The following is a 16,440-nucleotide window of genomic DNA, read 5'->3' on the forward strand; positions in this document are numbered from 1 at the left end:
ACCCTTTTCACTTAACGAACAAGGATCTGTTCCATTCCTTTTTCAGACATGCTTTGAAAAGGAAATCCGTTCCGGTTTGTCCGCATCCGGTTTCTTCACACCCTTCATGACAATCCGTTTATAGAACTTCCAGAAGGTCATGCCACCGGCTGAGAGACCGAGCGCCAGGCCTGCAAAATAGACCCAGACCCCCCATCCGAGACGTGTATCCAAAAGCCACGCAGCGCCCAGACACATCAAAGAGGGCATGATCAGGTCAAGGCCAAGCTGTCCCACGTAAACCAGATATGTCAGTGCTTTTCCGTGATCCTTCATAGTTCCTCCTGCCGGAACGCCATTGGTCTATATCATAGCACAGGGGCCGGATAGGGTGCAATGGCAGAATCAGTGTTTGCGGAAGATCGCTTCCTTGTGGTCCTTCCAGATGTTCAGGATGAAAACGGCTGCTCCGGCCGCTGCAGAAAGCCTTTTGATCCTCTTCACTCTCCGTTTTCTGCGCTCCGGCTCCGTCCGGATGATGTCCAGCAGTTTCTCTGCCAGCATGTTGCCGGCTGCATCCTTCCATTTTTCTGAGTCTCTCTTTGCCATAGTCTGTCTCCCTGCCGGGGCTGCAGACAGCCTACCCTGCCGCATTCGTCTGTGCCTGGGCATCTGTCTGCGCCGCTGCGTCCGTCTATCCTGCCGCATCTGTCTGCGCCGCTGTGTCTGTCTGCGCCGCCGCGTCTGTCTGCGCTGTCTGGTTCTTCGTGTCGACGATAATCTTGGAGAGCTCTGCAATCATCTCCTCGTCCTTGAGCCGGAACTTGATCTCAACACGACGGGACGCCCGTGCGTCCTCGTTACCATTCTGGTCGAGCACCAGGTTGGACTGAGAGCGGCCATTTGCCGTCAGCTTCTGCGCCAGTTCCTTATTCTGGGCGTCGGTCAGAAAGCTTCCGCTGTTGGAAAGCAAATAGGACGCGACTGCATACGCACGGTTCTGTGACAGCGCGAGGTTGGTCAGGTAATCTCCGCTGGAATCCGTGTACCCGTCGATGATGACCTCCGCCACATAGTCTGCGTATTGATCTGACAGCAGAACGCTGCAGTATACCGGGAGCACCTGTGACAGCACCTTTTCTCCGTCTCCCGTCAGTGTTGATTCGCCCCAGTCGAACATGACGTTCGCGTCCAGGACAATCGCGCCGGTCTGGCTGTCGATGTTGACGACGATCTGCTGCTTCTTGAACTCATCATTCAAAGCCGCGATCAGATCCGCCTTCACACCGACGATCTGGTCAATCTTCTCCTGCTGAGACTTCATCAGGGCATTCGCCTCATCCAGCTGCTTCTGACTCTGCGCCAGCGCATCGTCCCGGCTCTGAAGCTCAGACTCCTGCGTGGCAAGCTGCTGCCGGCTCTTTTCCAGCTCCGATTCCTGCTGGGAAACCTGCTGCTGGCTCTTTTTAAGCTGGCTTGCCTGATCGTCAAGCGTCGTCTGCAGGCTGCTCAGGGATGCCGTCTTCTCCTCCAGCTCAGACTCTCTCTGATTCAGCTGCTGCTGCGCACTCTGCAGCTCTTTTTCACGCTGCGTCAGCTCATCCTGCGTCTGGGCGAGTTCTGTCTGTGTCTGTGCCCTGGAAGCCTGCTCCTTCAGCTTGTCATCGTAGTTCTTCTGCGCTTCCATGAGGCCGACCGCCATGATGAGGACAAACAGCAGAAGCAGACCGGACATCATGTCTGAATAGGACCGCCAGACATTAAAGCCGGCCTCGTCATTCATTCTTTTCCGGTTAACTTTTTTCATCTTCCGAACAATCCTCTTCTTCTGGGCTTCGATTCCTCAGTCTTCTCTTTCCGTGTCTCCGCGGCTTCTCTGGATTCCCTCGCCTTCAAAAGGGCAATGAGCTCCCCAAGCTGAGAGTCCGCCAACGGTTTTGCGCTGGTCTCCGCTGCCTGCGCCTGTTCAGTCAGATACTGATTCATCTTCCGGACAGCTTCCGCGGTTGACTCGGTGAGCCCCTTCATGGATGCGAGCACCTGCGTCATGTAATCGGTAAACTGGCGCAGGTTCTCCTGCTGCGTCTTCGTCTCCTTCACCAGCGTGCCCTGTGCTTCCTGAATGGATTTCAGATACCCGTCCGCCGCGCTGATATACGCAGACTGTGCCTTCTGGACACCCTGAAGCGAGGAAACCGTCAGATCGTTCATTTTCGATATTTTATCGGTCATGCGAATATTGGCGTCATTCATGACAGAGAGGCCCTCTGACAGATCTGAATTGTCCGCCTGCACCTGTGCAAGACTCCGCGTATACTTCTCAGACAGTTCCGTCAGCTCTGCAAGCCTGCCGGATACTGCCCCGTTCATCTCGCTGAGATGTTCCATCTGCCGTGTCATCTCGAGGTTGGTATCGTTGACCTTCGCCATATCTGCCATCGACCTCTGCATGTCCGCGACAAACTGCGACAGCTGCTCCTCCTGGGCGTGCATCGCGTCAAAAACCTCGCTCACAAGCTGCGCGGAGCCGTTCATGACGTCAACCATATGCTGCTGCCCCTGGTCAATGATCTGCTGGTACTGCTTCTCGGACTTCTCCATGAATTCCGCGTGATCGCGCTGCACCTTGTTCGTCTCGCCCATGACCTTGCGCATTTCCGTAAACTCGGAGAAAAACTCCTGCTTCATGGTACGGGCGATTCGCTGTGAGATATTCTCCAGAAGCTGCCCCTGCTGAAGGGTGACCGTTTCTGAGAAGCTGTCCATCGTATGATCCAGATGCTCAACCATCGGCCGGATATTGTTCGCGAGTGTCTGGGACACCTGCTCAGCAAGATCCTTCTGCATCTGCCCGAGCACCTTCGTCTGCGCATTCTGGTTGGCAATGATGTGATTCATGGCCGTCGCGTCGGTTGGCGTGACAGCTGTCGTATAGTACGCGTCCAGAAAACGGTCCAGACTCTCCGAGACTCCCGTCAGCGCTCCTCTGAGCCAGTAGGAAAAAGCCAGCGACAATGAAATCCCGTAGATGGAAGTGACAAACGCCACCTTGATCCCGTCAATCAGAGATTCCACAGACCCCGACATCGCCTCGTAGCTGGTCGGATTGAAATGACGCAGCCCGAGAACCAGCCCGACGAAGGTTCCCAGAATCCCGAGACTCGTCAGAATGTCCGGAATCATTTCCAGAAGACGGCGATGGGTATAATTGTTGATCTCATACTCGCCGATGTAGTCCCCGATATCTGTCGGGCTGTTTGTCTTCCGGAGATAATGCAGATATTCCTGGTATTTTGCATCAAAGTAAGGAACGCCGAAGATTGCTGCTCCCGGCGTTGTGATGGCAGACATATTGCCTCCTCCGTCGGAAATGGCTTTCAGCTTATCCGTTGCCTGGTCGAGCCCCTGCTGTGTCTGGCGCATGCGTCCGAACCCGATCCCGCAGCCGACAATCAGAATAACAATCATCGCCGCCAGAAAACAGCTGTTGTAGATGATGTTGCTCAGACTGGAGTCGAGCGTAATATAGGTGATCGCCACGACCACGGCGGCAGCCATAAGGCCGACGATCCAGTTTGTGATTTTCCGCATATCCCTCTGCCTCCTCCATGCAGCTTCCGTTTTCTTTCCTCATCATGATACACGATTCCGTCAGTCGTGTGAACAACTCATTTTGTCCGAACCTTCAGCACCCGGCTCCATGCCCCGACCCTCTTTCCGCTCACTGCGCGGATTCTGACATAATAGGTCTTCCTTCTGCCTGCGCGGATCGTAGCCGATGCGGTTTTCTTTTTATTTTTGACTGTGCGGGTTTTTGCTCCCGTGAAATCTTTCCTGCCAGCATACTGAATCTGATACCTGGTGTATTTTCCATTCTTCTTGAATGTGACGCGGAACTTCCCTTTTGAGACCGCTGAGACATTCCGGAGGTTCGTCTTCTTCAGCAGCTTCGCCGTGTACTGATCCTGCCAGGTGCCTCCGCAGCGGATGCAGGTATGCAGCGTATAACCGCCCCTTGATGTTGTCGGTTCCACGACTTGTGCCGTATACACGTGTCCCAGCGCCGGCAGCTCCGTTACCTTCGTCTGCCCGCACCGGCTGCACGTCTCCGTGACGCTTCCCTTCTGCGTACACGTTGCGGCTTTTCGAGACGTCTCCTTGAAGCTGTGCCCTAATGCCGGAATCTCCTGCTCTGACTTCACTGCCCCGCACCAGCTGCAGATGACCGACCGCCTGCCCTTCGCTGTGCAGGTCGCCGCAACTGTCTTCTCATGGAAGTCGTGCCCCAGAACCGGCAGCTCCGTTGTCTTTATCTCCCCGCAGCGGCTGCACGTCTCTGTGATGCTTCCCTTCTGTGTACAAGTCGCGGCTTTCCGAGACGTCTCCTTGAAGCTGTGCCCTAATGCCGGAATCTCCTGCTCTGACTTCACTGTCCCACACCGGGTGCAGACCACTGACCGCCTGCCCTTCGCTGTGCAGGTCGCCGCGACTGTCTTCTCCTGAAAATCATGCCCCAGCGCGGGAAGCTCCGTTATCCTTGTCTGTCCGCACCGTCTGCACGTCTCCTTGACGCTTCCCTTCTGCGTGCACGTCGCTGCCTTCCAAGACGTCTCCTTAAAGTCGTGCCCCAGAACCGGGATGGTTCTGTCCACATTCTTGCCGCACACCGTGCAGGTTCCACTCTCCCTGCCCGCCTTCGCGCAGTCTGTCCCTTCAATCGTCGTCCCCTGGTGGGCAGTCTCGTAGCACGTATCCGACGCCGCCGGATAGCTGAACGTTGTTGTGATTGTGCTCCCGCTGAAGTTTCCGCTCGCCTGACGGCTCGTCAGCAGTGTATTATTCGTATAATTGGAAACCAGCAGATATCGCCTGCTGCTGGCCTGAGCGCCTGCCCTATCCGAATCGTCCCAGGTGACATCTACCAGATACCACACGCCGCCGATCTGAGCAAGATTCCACATATGCCCGCTGCCAGTCCGGCTCTTGTCTGACAGGCCGCTGACACAGACCGCCGGAACGCCCAGCTGATCACACAGAACCTTGAAGGCTTTCGCATAGCCCTCGCAGACAGCTCCCGTCAGGTGGTCTGTCCCGCCCAGAAATGCAGCCGCAGACGTATAAATCCGGTATGCGTCGTTGCAGGCGACACTCTGACTGCCGCTGTTCTCCGCAGCACTGACGGAAACGGCTGTGTTGAGCGCAGAGTGATCATAGAACAGGCGGCTGCACAGATACTCATCCGCCGCCCGGACAAGAAGGGCCTGGTAAGCGGCGCTCCCGGTCTCCGCGCCTTCTGTGTTCCACGAATCTGCCATCTCCCGCACCTTGGCAACAGCAGCCTGTACCCCTGCCTGGTAGCTGCTGATCAGGCTTCCCGCCCCAGCAAATGTCTCTACCGGTTTGTACGTCGCTGAGACGATCTGAAAAACGCCCCGTGTCTTCCCATCGTCCCCAGTCTGCTCAGTGCCCGGCACAGACAAGATGGTAAAGGAATATGTCTTCGGTGACCGGATCCAGAACACCTCCGGATGATCATGCTTGAAGGCATCTGCCGCCGCCTGCATATCAGCCGTCATCTGCTCTTTACAAGTCTCAAAGGCGTTCTTCGTATCCGGATCTGTTTTGTCATAAGATATCCCCGAGAGATTGCTATTTTTAGTGACAACCCCCCGAAACTGATAGACACCCTCCCCAAACTTACAGCTCCACTCTCCGGTATGATGTTCTGTCGCGTACCACTCGACCTTGGAATCATAAATCGCTTTTGCATTCGCTCCGAGCTGGGAGGAAAAAGCATATGAACTGCCACTCAGGGCACTCCTTAAAGTCCGGCGAACCCTCCGAAGAGAGGAAGAACCGGTCTGTGTCTGGACAATCTGCCCTGGTGCGCTCAGCGGGTCCTGAATCTGAGCCGTCTCCGTCATCGTGACAGGCTGACCCTCAGAGGATGTCTCTGTCTCCTCGGTCTCCTCTGTAATCAGTCCGTCATCCGGCGTTTCCTCACTTACGATGTCAGACACGCCATCTGTTCCGTCCTCAATCACAAGGCCGCTTTGATCATCCTCACCGACAACACTTTCATTCGCTCTGCCGGATGCCTCTCCGTCCGCTGTTCCCGGCGAATCATCCCCCGTCTCCTGCGAACTGTCTCCCGCTGTCTCCGGCAGACCGTCACTCGTCTCCTGAGAAGCTTCTGTCCTGTCTTCCGCTGTAACCGGCAAGCCGTCACTCATCTCCTGCGAAGCTTCCGTCCTGTCTTCCGCTTTAACCGGTGAACCATCCCCCGCGTTCGGAGCGGCTCCCGGGTTTCCACCAACCGTTTCCGGTGCAGACTCCTCATTTCCAGCTGCCTCTGTCGACACGATGGCTTCTCCTGCTGCATAAGCTGGCAATGCGTTTGGCAAAGCTGTCATGCCCATTGTCAGCGCCAGCAGAATTGCAGATACCTTCCTAAGATTCCTGTTCCATCTGTCGCTCATCAATCTTCCTCTTCCCTGATGCTTTTCTGTTCGCTTTCTCCTGATACAGGAAAGGCGCTTCCCCGGTTTTTCCCGGAGCAGCGCCCGCACTTATCACTGAATCATTCGTTTCGCTTTTTATCGCTTCCGTCTAACCAGCCCAATATCTTCGGTTCTGATTATGCAGCCTTCCGCCGACATAGTCAACCGACGAAACGATGATGCCCAGCCTGGAATTGGCAGCATGGACAACCTGATTGTTCCCGATATAGATGGCAACATGGCTCGCATAAGAACCCGATCCGTAGAAAACAAGGTCTCCCGGCTGAAGGTTTGCATCGGAGACCTTCATGCCTGCGGCATAGCCAATCGTTGAATAGTACCCGCTGGCTCCATTCATCTGGTCAACGGCAACCCTCATGATCCGCACCCCGAAGTGTGCCATCACGGCCTGTGTAAACCCAGAGCAGTCCGTTCCATTTGTCAGGCTCGTCCCGCCGTAAACATATCTGTTTCCGACAAACTGCTGCGCGAACCGGACAACCGCATTTCCGCTGACCGCCGATTCTGACACGATGTGTCCGTCGGACGGGTCCGTATAGTAGCAGCTTCCTGCAGCAAACACAACGGAATCTGTCTGAAGCACTCCCTGCGCATCGAAATAGAACTTATATCCGCCGATGATCTGGAGGCCTGTCAGAGCCCCTCCATCGCTTCCTGCATAGTAGCGCTTTCCATCGGATGTCGACAGCCACTGATTGGTAAGCGGGCTCCCGCTCGTGCCGAACAGATAGGTTCGGCCGTTCCGTGTCACAACGCCGGAAGGCGGTCTTTCTGCCTTGGTTCTGATCCCGTCCGTGCCGACATAATAATCTCCGATGAAGCGGTTCGTCGCGATTCTGCCGTCCGCATCACACCAGTAATAATGCTTTTTGTACTTCACCCAGCGGTTTACCGCAATCCGGCCGGTCCTATAGACATAATAGCGGCTCCCAAGGTAGGAAAACAGCCTTGCGGAGGTATACATCTGCCCGTTCGGGCGGAAATAATAGGTAGAAGCACCGATTCCAACGAGCCCCTTCGCAAAGCTCCCGTCTGCCTGAGCGTAGTACTTCTTTCCCTTCAGCTTTACAAAACAGTTTCTCAGAAGATAGCCCTTTTTCCCTGCATAGTACTGTGCGCCATTCAGGCTGATCAGCCTGCTCTTCTGAAGCACGCCCCTGCCGTTGAAATAATACAGCCTTGAGCCGATCTCCTGCATTCCGGTCAGCTTCTGATGCTGTTCATTGTTGTAATAGGTCTTGCTTCCGATATGGTACCAGCCAACCGCTGCCGCTGCAGCGCCGCCCTTGATCAGAGCGCCGTCCGGGCCGAAATAGTACTTGCCCTTTCTTTTATTGATATATAGCGCGCCGGTCTTCTTGTGCGCATAGTACTTTGCGCCGGCATAGCTGATCCAGCCATAGCGGCGCGCCCCTGTGTTCAGGTCGAAGAAGTATGTCTTCGCCCCCACCCTCTGAATCCCCCGGAGCATGAGGCCGTTTTGATCGAACAGGTAAACCTTCCGCCCGATTTTCTTCAGGCCGGTCACTGTCACCCCTGCCTTCGTCACATACTTCACACCGTCGGGAGTATTCACGAAACCTGCCTGCACGGCTATCGGTGCTGCTGTCATCAGCATTATCAAAAGCAGCAAAAACGCCGCGATGTGTTTGCCCAATCTCTTCATTCCGCTCCCTCGGTTCTCACAGGTACTGCTCTTTTTCTGTAACACTTGTAACAAACCATTCGAAAAGCCTCGCTGTATTCATTACAATTTTGTTACATTTATTTGAATATTACACATTTTCGATCTGTGTGTCAATAGAGGAGCGAGTGTGGTATGATGTCGGGAAACAGCGCATGCGGTGCTTTGGCGGGTTCGTCTGCCGTCGACACCAAAGCAGCTGTCGATAACCTGTCAATCTGAGGAATACCGGGAGGGCTTTGTGATGAAAATTGGTTTTATCGGCTGCGGAAACATGGCAACTGCAATGATTCACGGGATTCTGAAAAGCGGTCTCGCATCCGAGGGCGATCTGATGGCCTCTGCAAAGACAGAGAAGACAAAGAAAAAAATAACAGACGAGCTGCACCTTGCGTGTGGAACCAACGAGGAGACAGCATCGTTCTCCGATGTCCTCTTCCTCGCCGTCAAGCCTCAGTTCTATGAGGATGTCATTCTTTCGATCCGTGACCACGTAAAAAAGGACGCTCTGATTGTGACGCTGGCTCCCGGCAAGACGCTCGAATGGCTCGGATCTCTCTTTGGGGAAGACCGGAAGATTATCCGGACGATGCCCAACACCCCTGCAATGGTCGGCGAAGGCATGACAGCTGTCTGCCCGAACCATTCCGTCACTGATGAGGAACTTGACACCGTCCTGACACTGCTCTCCAGCTTTGGGCAGGCTGAGGTGATTCCGGAAAACCTGATCGATGTCGCAACCGCCGTCTCCGGCTCCAGCCCGGCTTACATTTTTCTGGCAATTGAAGCAATGGCAGATGGCGCTGTCGCAGATGGAATGCCGCGGAACAAGGCATACAGATTTGCCGCGCAGGCCGTCCTGGGTTCCGCGAAGATGGTTCTGGAGACAGGGAAGCATCCCGGCGAGCTGAAAGATATGGTCTGCTCCCCGGGCGGAACAACGATGGAAGCTGTCCGCGTCCTGGAAGAAAAAGGCCTTCGGTCCGCCCTGATTGAGGCGGAGAAGGCCTGCGTACGAAAAGCCCGGGCGATGTAAAACCGCCCGGGTGATCTGCCAGTCTTTACTTCGTTCCAAAGATCCGGTCTCCTGCGTCGCCGAGTCCCGGAATGATATAGCCGTGATCGTTCAGCTTCTCATCAACCGAGCAGACGTAGATATCCACATCCGGATGTTCTCTCTGGACTCTTGCGATGCCCTCCGGCGCTGCAATGATGTCCAGAAGACGGATGTGCTTGCAGCCATGCTTCTTCAGCATTGAAAGCGCTGCGCATGCGCTTCCGCCGGTTGCCAGCATCGGGTCGACAACGAATACCTCCCTCTGCCCGCAGTCCGCTGGAAGCTTGCAGTAGTATTCGACCGGCTCCAGTGTCTTCGGGTCGCGGTACAGTCCGATATGACCGACCTTCGCCGCCGGAATCATCGTCAGCATTCCCTCGACCATACCAAGTCCGGCTCTGAGAATCGGCACCACGGCCATCTTGCGGCCGGAAAGCTGCTTTGCAGTCATCTTCGTGATCGGAGTCTCAATCTCCACATCTTCCAGCTTCAGATCTCTTGTCGCTTCATAGCACATCAGCCCGGCGATCTCGGATACGATTGTCCGGAAATCCTTTGTCCCGCAATCCTTGTTGCGAATCACACCAAGCTTATGCTGGATCAGTGGATGATCACATACCGTAACTTTCGACATTCTGTCCTCCTTTATGGGCAGCTTTCGCTGCCATTCTCATGCTGCATCGCTGCAGCTTCCTACCTGCCTCTCTTTTCAGTTCAGCTCCTCCTGCTGGAGAATCCCGGCCAGCCGTTCAATCTGCGCGTTCAGCTCCCGGAAGCACTGTCCGTAATCGCCAAGCGTCCCACCGTACGGATCATGCACCTCGCCCTCCGCACGGATATACTCGCTCAGGGAGAACACATTGATCGGGTTGGCAAAGTCCCGGAGCAGCCGCTCCTTCTCCGCACCTGTGATCGTCAGGACCAGTGTCCTGTCATCAAAGTCGGCTTCATCGAGCGGATCGCTCATATGGTCCTTCATCGTCAGCCCCTGGGCGACCAGGACAGCCTCCGCCTTCGGATTGATCGGCTCCGGGAAGAGCACCACGAGTCCTTTTGAAAGAATCAGAATATCCTCCAGCAGAAAATGTCTGGAAAGGATCGCCTCCGCCATCGGACTTGTGATCGTATCACTCTCACTCACGAAGATCAGTTTATCATAGTGTTTCACATCCATACCTCCGGCAGAGAGGTTTCCCTGCCCGTCAGACCTTGATGACCTGATGGCCTGCCGCCTTAATCAGACGATTCATGATCGCCTGCCCCATTCTCGGCGTATCGAAGGCTTCCGAATAGATCACGTCCACACCCAGGTCATCGAAATCCCGCAGGATCCCGTACAGATGCATGGATATGGTGATCTCCTCCGTCCTTGTCCCGATGGACTTGACGATTCCTCTGTCATAAGCCGCCGCAGACTCATCCGTCGCGATGATTCCAACCTTTCCTCCGGCCGCTTCCTTCTGAGCTGTCAGAGACCGGATCGCCTCCACAACTCTTTCCTGCGGCCCCTCCACGATTGTGAGCGGTGCCTTCGGCGCGTAGTGACGGTACTTCATGCCCGGTGCCTTCGGATGAAAATTCGGGTCATTGAAATGAAGTCCCGGATCCATCCGGACTTCTCCCAGCACACCCCTGAGCATCTCCATGTTGATATACCCGGGTCTGAGGATCATCGGGATTTTTTCAGTCAAATCGATGATCGTCGACTCGACTCCGATCCCCACCGGTCCGCCGTCGATGATCATATCAATCTTGCCGTCCAGATCGTCCTTCACATGCTGTGCCGTCGTCGGGCTCGGTCTTCCGGACGTATTGGCGGACGGCGCTGCAATGTAGCCGCCGCCTGCCCGGATCATCTCCGCAGCGATCTCGTTGTCCGGCATCCGGATTGCCACGGTTCCAAGACCGCCCGTTGTTGAGGCCGGAACGCGGTCATTCTTGTTGAGAATCATCGTCATCGGGCCCGGCCAGAATGCGTCCGCAAGGTCTCTTGCCTCCTGAGGGACTTCCGTGACAATCCGCTCAAGCGCATCAAACTCCGCAATATGAACAATCAGCGGATTGTCTGAAGGTCTCCCCTTCGCCGCATATATCTTTCTGGAGGCCTCCGCATCCAGTGCGTTCCCCCCAAGGCCGTAGACCGTCTCGGTTGGGAATGCAACCAGCCCGCCCGATAAAAGGATATCGCCAGCCTTCTGCATCAGCTTCCGGTCGATTCCCGCTGTCATATCTGCATATATGGTCTTCATATCTGTCCCTTCTGTCAGCTGTACCCGCCAGCCGGGTTTCATTATAGCACCGCTTTAGGATCGTGTGAACCGTCAGAACGGTTCTGCCTTCGCCGTTCTGAGTTCTGATTTCTTGCGAAACATGCAGAGTGGCTGTGCAAATTGCTCAAATTATCCATATGTTTTGTCCATGTGTTGTGCTATACTGTTGGAAAACCGCGCGCAGCTTTCCCCTGCGCACAATGCTTTGGGAGGGTACCACTATGGCAGATGAAATCAAATCGGAGGCACTGTCAGAAAATGAGGCAGGCCAGGTAGCGGCTGCAACGCCGCAGACCGTCAGTGCGAATGCTGATGCGCCGCAGGCTAAGGAGCCGCAGGCGGGTGAACAGCAGGCCGTGAGTGAAAAATCCAGCTCGCAGACACCGGAGGCGCAGGCTGACGAGCCGCAGACCATGGCAGACGTGGAAGCAGAGCTGAATGCTTCCTTCCGCCCGATCCGCGAAGGCGACACGCTGGACTGTGAGGTTGTCGGCGTGGAGGATGACAAGGTCACGGTTGACATTGCCTCCTACACGGACGGCATCATCCGGAAAGAAGACGTCAGCGACGATCCTTCGTATTCCATCCGTGAGCACATCAGCGTCGGTCAGAAGTTTCAGGCGACGGTCATCCGCCGGGATGACCATGGTCATGTCGGCCTTTCTCTGAAAAAGGCAGCCAGTCTGGCAGCCTGGGACCGTGCCAGAAGTCTTCTGGCTTCAAAGGAGAATGTCCGTGTGAAGATCTCCGGCGTGACAAAAGCTGGCGCGATCGCCTACCTGGACGGCATCCGTGCATTTATCCCGGCATCCAAGCTCAGCCTGGGTTATGTGTCCGATGACGAGCTCCCGGGCTGGATCGGAAAGGAGATCGATGTCCGTGTCATCACAGCGGATGAAGACGGCAATCATCTTGTCCTCTCCGCAAAGGACATCCTTCATGAGAAGCGTGAGGAGGAGCGCAGAGCACACATTGCCCTCGTAAAGCCAGGTACCATCACAGAAGGAACCGTCGAATCCCTGAAGGACTTTGGCGCCTTTGTCGATATCGGAGATGGCGTGACAGGGCTGCTCCATGTCTCCCAGATCAGCCAGAAACGGATCAAATCGCCGGCGGATGTCCTGAAGGTCGGACAGAAGGTTCGCGTCAAGATCACCAAGGTTGCGGACGGGCGCGTTTCCCTGAGCATGAAGGCGCTCGAGGATGAAGGAGATCCGCAGGCAGACACAAGGGAGGAGCACTATGACCTTCCGAAGAGCGAAGAGATCGGAACCGGACTCGGTGCCCTGCTGAAAAACATCCGTCTCTGAGGCTCGTCGCTGCCAGGCCACCATCCGCGGCGGCCTGGCGGTGCTTCACCGGCATCATGCCACGCAGGACTTCCAGGCAGCTTCTGCTGTTTTGGAACGCACGCGGCAGCCTTTGATTCGGCGGGCAGCTCCACAAAAAACACGGGATTCCTCATCGGAACCCCGTGTTTTTTCTTTGCTTAATTCTTGCTGAACAGGCCCTTCGCCCAGTCAAAAGCTCTCTTGTACCAGGCATCCGGCTTCAGCTCTGCGCCGTACTTGTCACACTGATACGATTCCGCATTTTCTCCCCCTGCATCGTACTTCAGGTGGTAGTAATGCGTGTCGATGTGGATGCCCCTCACACCGTCGATCATGCAATGCGGCTGGATCTTGATCCGCCCGTCAAAGGCCTGATCGGTCGGAATCTTGATCACAATCTGGAAGACGCCCGGCTTGATTTCCGTTGAATCCGTCCAGGAAACATAATCGGAACCGTTCACCGTGTACCCGTACATATGGAGCGACGCTCTGAATCCTTCCACCTTGTCGGAGGTGACATTATCGATCGTGTAGGTGATCGTCGAGGTCTCCGGGTCATACTCACCGTAGTGAATGTCCGCCGTGACCTTCTTCAGGTTCGACTGCTCATCCATCCAGTCGGAGCTCTTCATGAGCTCGGTGTTCACATAGTCCAGCCCGTCCTTCTCGATCAGCGTATCCTTGTCGGAGAACAGATTGGTTCCCATTCCAAGGCGGTCCCCGTCAATCTTGACACCGAGCGCTGCCAGCGTTGTCGGGAAATTGTCGATCGTCGCAAACTCCCTGTAGTCATCACGCGCCGGCTTGACAGCCGAGTTGAGATAGCAGGTATAAACCTTTCTCCTGTAATCGTAGGATGCTCCGGCGCAGATCTCCTTGTTCATCGTCGGATGGTCGCCGGAAATGACAACCGTCGTGTTGTCATACCAGTCCTGCTGCTGGATCCATTTCACAAACTCCACCACCTGCTTGTCCGAGAGGTGGATGACATTCTTGTACTGATCCGGGAAGACCTCCTCATACCCTGTATCCTTGTATCCTTCCGGATAATGGGTATCGACGGTCAGCATTGTGAAGTCAAACGGTTTTCCGGAATTGCCGAGCTCCGTGAGCTTGTTCTTTGCATACTCAAAGAGCTTCGTATCCTCAAATCCCCACCAGACCTTGTAGTCGGAAGGCAGTGTGCCGTTCGTCGTGTACAGCTTCCAGTCATCGAAATTGAAATTGCCATGTTCTGTGAAGCAGAGACGCCGTCCGCCGAATGTCGCATCGGAGCCGAACATCATTTCCATGGTATATCCCTCTTTCGAGAGAATATCGCCCAGGCAGGTCAGGTTCGGGAAGAACGAATCCTGCGTGTTCATGAAGTTTGTCCCGACACCGTTGATCTCAATCGGGATCTTCAGCGGAAGTCCGCTTGTCGCGGCCCACATGCCTGCCATCGTCCATGTGCTGTACTTGAGCGCATTGCCTCCGTCCAGCTTTGCAGACTGATCCTTCCCGGCAAAATCGATATTATTGGTATCCTTCGCAAGCTTCGTCAGCTCCGGAATCAGGCTTTCATCGAAGAGACCTCCGCTGTCTTTATCAGAGTAGGACATCTCCATCGATTCCAGAAAGATATAGATCAGGTTTCTTTTCTTTTCCGGGAATGTCAGGGTTGTCGTCGCCGGATCGACATAATTGTCCTCGATATAGGTGGACTTTTCCCCCATGGAGGCGATCCGCTGCCCGATGCCCAGCTTGTTCCAGATTCTGCTGATCTGGATACTCCCGAAAACGACTGCGGCGACCGTGACTGCCGGAAGGAGGAACCTTCTGATCAGCCGTCTTGCCTTCGTGGTTTTTTTTGCATAATCCTTCCGGATTTCTTCTTCCTTCTCCGGTGAAAGCTCCGCTGCTGCGCGAACTGTCTTTCCGTTCTGATTCTGCTTTTTTGCCTTCGGGGGCTGCTTGGGCATCAGGAAGAGATGATAGACCGCAAGCAGTACAGCCAGAAGAACGACCGGGCCGACAACACAGTATCTGATGTATCCCCAGATGATCCCGGAGTCTGTTCCCTTCAGCGGCTGAGTGATCGTAAACATCACCTCATCCAGTGACAGATCCCCCCACTCGTCGGTGACCCACTTTGCCGACAGTCCGGCAATCATCATGAACATCATCAGGAAATACAGCAGGAAACGGATGACTCTCCATCTCGCTTTCTCCCGGACCAGCGGTCCACCCGACAATGCCGCAGTGTCTTTCTCCGCGCCCGCCTTTTTCGCGCCGGCTGTTTGCTTTCTCCAGCCTTTTCTCTTCCCGGCAGTCTGTTCATTCTGACCAGCTGTCCCGGACGTCTCCTGTCCTTTTGATTCAAACCCGGCTTCCGTTTCCCGGTTCTCCTCTTGTCCCTTCAAATCCTTTTCCTCACTCATCCGCATCTGCCTTTTCTATGCTGCCTGGCCATTCTGCCTGCTGAAGTCATGGCGATCCTTTTATATCCCGCTTATAGCTTCTGCCGGCTTTCTTCCCCGGCTCCCTGACTGATAAAGTCCAGCCGCATGCGCCGAGTATTATAACAGCTAAAAAGCGGGATAACAATGAACTTTCTATGAAAATTATCATAAGGTCAGACCGTACGGGACACGATGTAACGTGGGCGCCGCTTCGCTTCCTCGTATATTCTGGCAACATAGTACCCAACCACACCCAGCGAAATCATGATGATACTGCCTGTCAGAAGCACAAGCAAAATGACCGTTGTGAAGCCCTCCACCGCGTGTCCCGTGAAATAGCGGACAAGTGTCTGTATCCCCAGAATGATCGCAAAGGCGAGAAACGCAGCGCCCGCCCAGGTCACACACTGCATCGGGGCAGTCGAATAACCGGCAATGTTGCTGATTGCATAGCGGATCAGCTTTCGGGTCGACCACTTAGAGACGCCGGCTTCCCGCTCCTGAACGTCAAATTCTACCTGCGTCCGCCTGAAACCGATCCAGGCACTCATCGCCCGGAAGAAGGCATTCTGCTCCGGCATGTCAAGCAGCGTGTTCACCGCTCTTCTGTCGAGCAGCTTGAAATCCGAGGCACGTGACATATCGATCTTTGTCGCTCTCGACATCAGACTGTAAAACATCCCTGCCGCTGCCCTGTGCGCGCCGCTCTCCTTCCCGCGGCTCTTCTTGACACCCTCGATCACCTCATAGCCCTGCTGCCAGAGCCGGTACATCTGAACCAGAGTCTGCGGCGGATGCTGCAGGTCACAGTCCATCACAGCCGCACAGTCCCCCTTTGCGGCTGCAAGCCCGGCGAAGATTGCAGCCTCCTTGCCGAAGTTCCTCGAGAAATGAACGCCATGCACCCGGTCATTTGCCTGATGGGCGGTCAGGACCTCGCTCCAGGTCAGATCCTTCGAGCCATCATCCACAAAGACAAGCTCATAGTCAATCTTCTCACCCTCCAGTATCTGTGCCAATACCCTTGCTGTCTTCGGAAGCATCGCTTCCTCATTGTAGGCCGGCAGAATCACCGATAACGATGGCATAGCTGTTCCTCCTGCTGATCCGCTCTTCGTCTTGTCTCACAACGGTATTTTTTATCATGTAGCAGTATC

At 55.0% G+C, this 16,440-nt stretch carries 13 protein-coding genes; 2 read left to right on the forward strand and 11 right to left on the reverse strand.

Annotation, left to right across the window (positions count from 1 at the left end; translation table 11 throughout):
* Positions 1-42: 42 nt before the first annotated feature.
* From FYJ35_RS07800 to FYJ35_RS14410, 6 genes are all read right to left on the reverse strand, one after another.
* A complete protein-coding gene (locus tag FYJ35_RS07800; RefSeq protein WP_154525272.1) occupies positions 43-315 on the reverse strand; it encodes an AtpZ/AtpI family protein in 273 nt (90 codons plus the stop codon).
* A gap of 69 nt (positions 316-384) precedes the next feature.
* On the reverse strand, positions 385-588 hold the full coding sequence (locus tag FYJ35_RS07805) for a hypothetical protein (RefSeq protein ID WP_154525274.1): 204 nt from the start codon (positions 586-588) through the stop codon (positions 385-387).
* A gap of 85 nt (positions 589-673) precedes the next feature.
* Entirely contained in the window at positions 674-1,786 is a 1,113-nt protein-coding gene (locus tag FYJ35_RS07810; RefSeq protein ID WP_154525276.1) for an OmpA family protein, read from the reverse strand.
* Positions 1,783-3,570, reverse strand: coding sequence for a MotA/TolQ/ExbB proton channel family protein (locus FYJ35_RS07815; RefSeq protein ID WP_154525278.1), 1,788 nt, complete (start codon positions 3,568-3,570; stop codon positions 1,783-1,785). The genes FYJ35_RS07810 and FYJ35_RS07815 overlap by 4 nt, the downstream gene beginning before the upstream one ends.
* A gap of 77 nt (positions 3,571-3,647) precedes the next feature.
* Positions 3,648-6,458 (reverse strand): fibronectin type III domain-containing protein, encoded by a 2,811-nt coding sequence (locus FYJ35_RS07820; protein ID WP_154525280.1) that lies wholly within the window; start codon positions 6,456-6,458, stop codon positions 3,648-3,650.
* A gap of 130 nt (positions 6,459-6,588) precedes the next feature.
* Positions 6,589-8,166, reverse strand: coding sequence for an NlpC/P60 family protein (locus tag FYJ35_RS14410; RefSeq protein ID WP_235906456.1), 1,578 nt, complete (start codon positions 8,164-8,166; stop codon positions 6,589-6,591).
* Positions 8,167-8,428: 262 nt separating this feature from the next.
* On the opposite strand from FYJ35_RS14410, the gene proC reads away from it, so the two are divergent.
* On the forward strand, positions 8,429-9,220 hold the full coding sequence (gene proC / locus FYJ35_RS07830) for a pyrroline-5-carboxylate reductase (RefSeq protein WP_154525282.1): 792 nt from the start codon (positions 8,429-8,431) through the stop codon (positions 9,218-9,220).
* A 25-nt stretch (positions 9,221-9,245) separates the two neighbouring features.
* Here the strand turns inward: proC and upp are convergent, their stop codons facing one another.
* The 3 genes from upp to FYJ35_RS07845 form a co-directional block, all read right to left on the reverse strand.
* Entirely contained in the window at positions 9,246-9,875 is a 630-nt protein-coding gene (gene upp, locus FYJ35_RS07835; protein ID WP_154525284.1) for a uracil phosphoribosyltransferase, read from the reverse strand.
* Positions 9,876-9,950: 75 nt separating this feature from the next.
* Positions 9,951-10,409, reverse strand: coding sequence for an arsenate reductase/protein-tyrosine-phosphatase family protein (locus tag FYJ35_RS07840; protein WP_205839767.1), 459 nt, complete (start codon positions 10,407-10,409; stop codon positions 9,951-9,953).
* A 34-nt stretch (positions 10,410-10,443) separates the two neighbouring features.
* Positions 10,444-11,490 carry an L-threonylcarbamoyladenylate synthase gene (locus tag FYJ35_RS07845; protein ID WP_154525288.1) on the reverse strand — a complete coding sequence of 349 codons (1,047 nt, stop codon included), beginning with the start codon at positions 11,488-11,490 and terminating at the stop codon, positions 10,444-10,446.
* 242 nt (positions 11,491-11,732) lie between these two features.
* On the opposite strand from FYJ35_RS07845, the gene FYJ35_RS07850 reads away from it, so the two are divergent.
* Positions 11,733-12,821 carry a S1 RNA-binding domain-containing protein gene (locus FYJ35_RS07850; RefSeq protein ID WP_205839768.1) on the forward strand — a complete coding sequence of 363 codons (1,089 nt, stop codon included), beginning with the start codon at positions 11,733-11,735 and terminating at the stop codon, positions 12,819-12,821.
* A gap of 179 nt (positions 12,822-13,000) precedes the next feature.
* On the opposite strand, the gene FYJ35_RS07855 is transcribed toward FYJ35_RS07850, so the two are convergent.
* Positions 13,001-15,262 (reverse strand): LTA synthase family protein, encoded by a 2,262-nt coding sequence (locus FYJ35_RS07855; RefSeq protein ID WP_205839769.1) that lies wholly within the window; start codon positions 15,260-15,262, stop codon positions 13,001-13,003.
* 194 nt (positions 15,263-15,456) lie between these two features.
* Positions 15,457-16,371, reverse strand: a complete 915-nt coding sequence (locus FYJ35_RS07860) for a glycosyltransferase family 2 protein (RefSeq protein WP_154525294.1) — start codon at positions 16,369-16,371, stop codon at positions 15,457-15,459.
* Between the last annotated feature and the right edge of the window lie 69 nt (positions 16,372-16,440).

It is taken from the genome of Porcincola intestinalis, from assembly GCF_009696445.1.
GTDB lineage: Bacteria > Bacillota > Clostridia > Lachnospirales > Lachnospiraceae > Porcincola > Porcincola intestinalis.

Excerpts from the sequence above, each read along its gene's own strand:
- proC (WP_154525282.1), top strand. The coding sequence starts at position 8,429 with ATGAAAATTGGTTTTATCGGCTGCGGAAACATGGCAACTGCAATGATT.
- FYJ35_RS14410 (WP_235906456.1), bottom strand. The coding sequence starts at position 8,166 with ATGAAGAGATTGGGCAAACACATCGCGGCGTTTTTGCTGCTTTTGATA.
- FYJ35_RS07815 (WP_154525278.1), bottom strand. The coding sequence starts at position 3,570 with ATGCGGAAAATCACAAACTGGATCGTCGGCCTTATGGCTGCCGCCGTG.
- FYJ35_RS07845 (WP_154525288.1), bottom strand. The coding sequence starts at position 11,490 with ATGAAGACCATATATGCAGATATGACAGCGGGAATCGACCGGAAGCTG.
- FYJ35_RS07805 (WP_154525274.1), bottom strand. The coding sequence starts at position 588 with ATGGCAAAGAGAGACTCAGAAAAATGGAAGGATGCAGCCGGCAACATG.
- FYJ35_RS07850 (WP_205839768.1), top strand. The coding sequence starts at position 11,733 with ATGGCAGATGAAATCAAATCGGAGGCACTGTCAGAAAATGAGGCAGGC.
- FYJ35_RS07855 (WP_205839769.1), bottom strand. The coding sequence starts at position 15,262 with ATGAGTGAGGAAAAGGATTTGAAGGGACAAGAGGAGAACCGGGAAACG.
- FYJ35_RS07820 (WP_154525280.1), bottom strand. The coding sequence starts at position 6,458 with ATGAGCGACAGATGGAACAGGAATCTTAGGAAGGTATCTGCAATTCTG.
- upp (WP_154525284.1), bottom strand. The coding sequence starts at position 9,875 with ATGTCGAAAGTTACGGTATGTGATCATCCACTGATCCAGCATAAGCTT.
- FYJ35_RS07810 (WP_154525276.1), bottom strand. The coding sequence starts at position 1,786 with ATGAAAAAAGTTAACCGGAAAAGAATGAATGACGAGGCCGGCTTTAAT.
- FYJ35_RS07860 (WP_154525294.1), bottom strand. The coding sequence starts at position 16,371 with ATGCCATCGTTATCGGTGATTCTGCCGGCCTACAATGAGGAAGCGATG.
- FYJ35_RS07800 (WP_154525272.1), bottom strand. The coding sequence starts at position 315 with ATGAAGGATCACGGAAAAGCACTGACATATCTGGTTTACGTGGGACAG.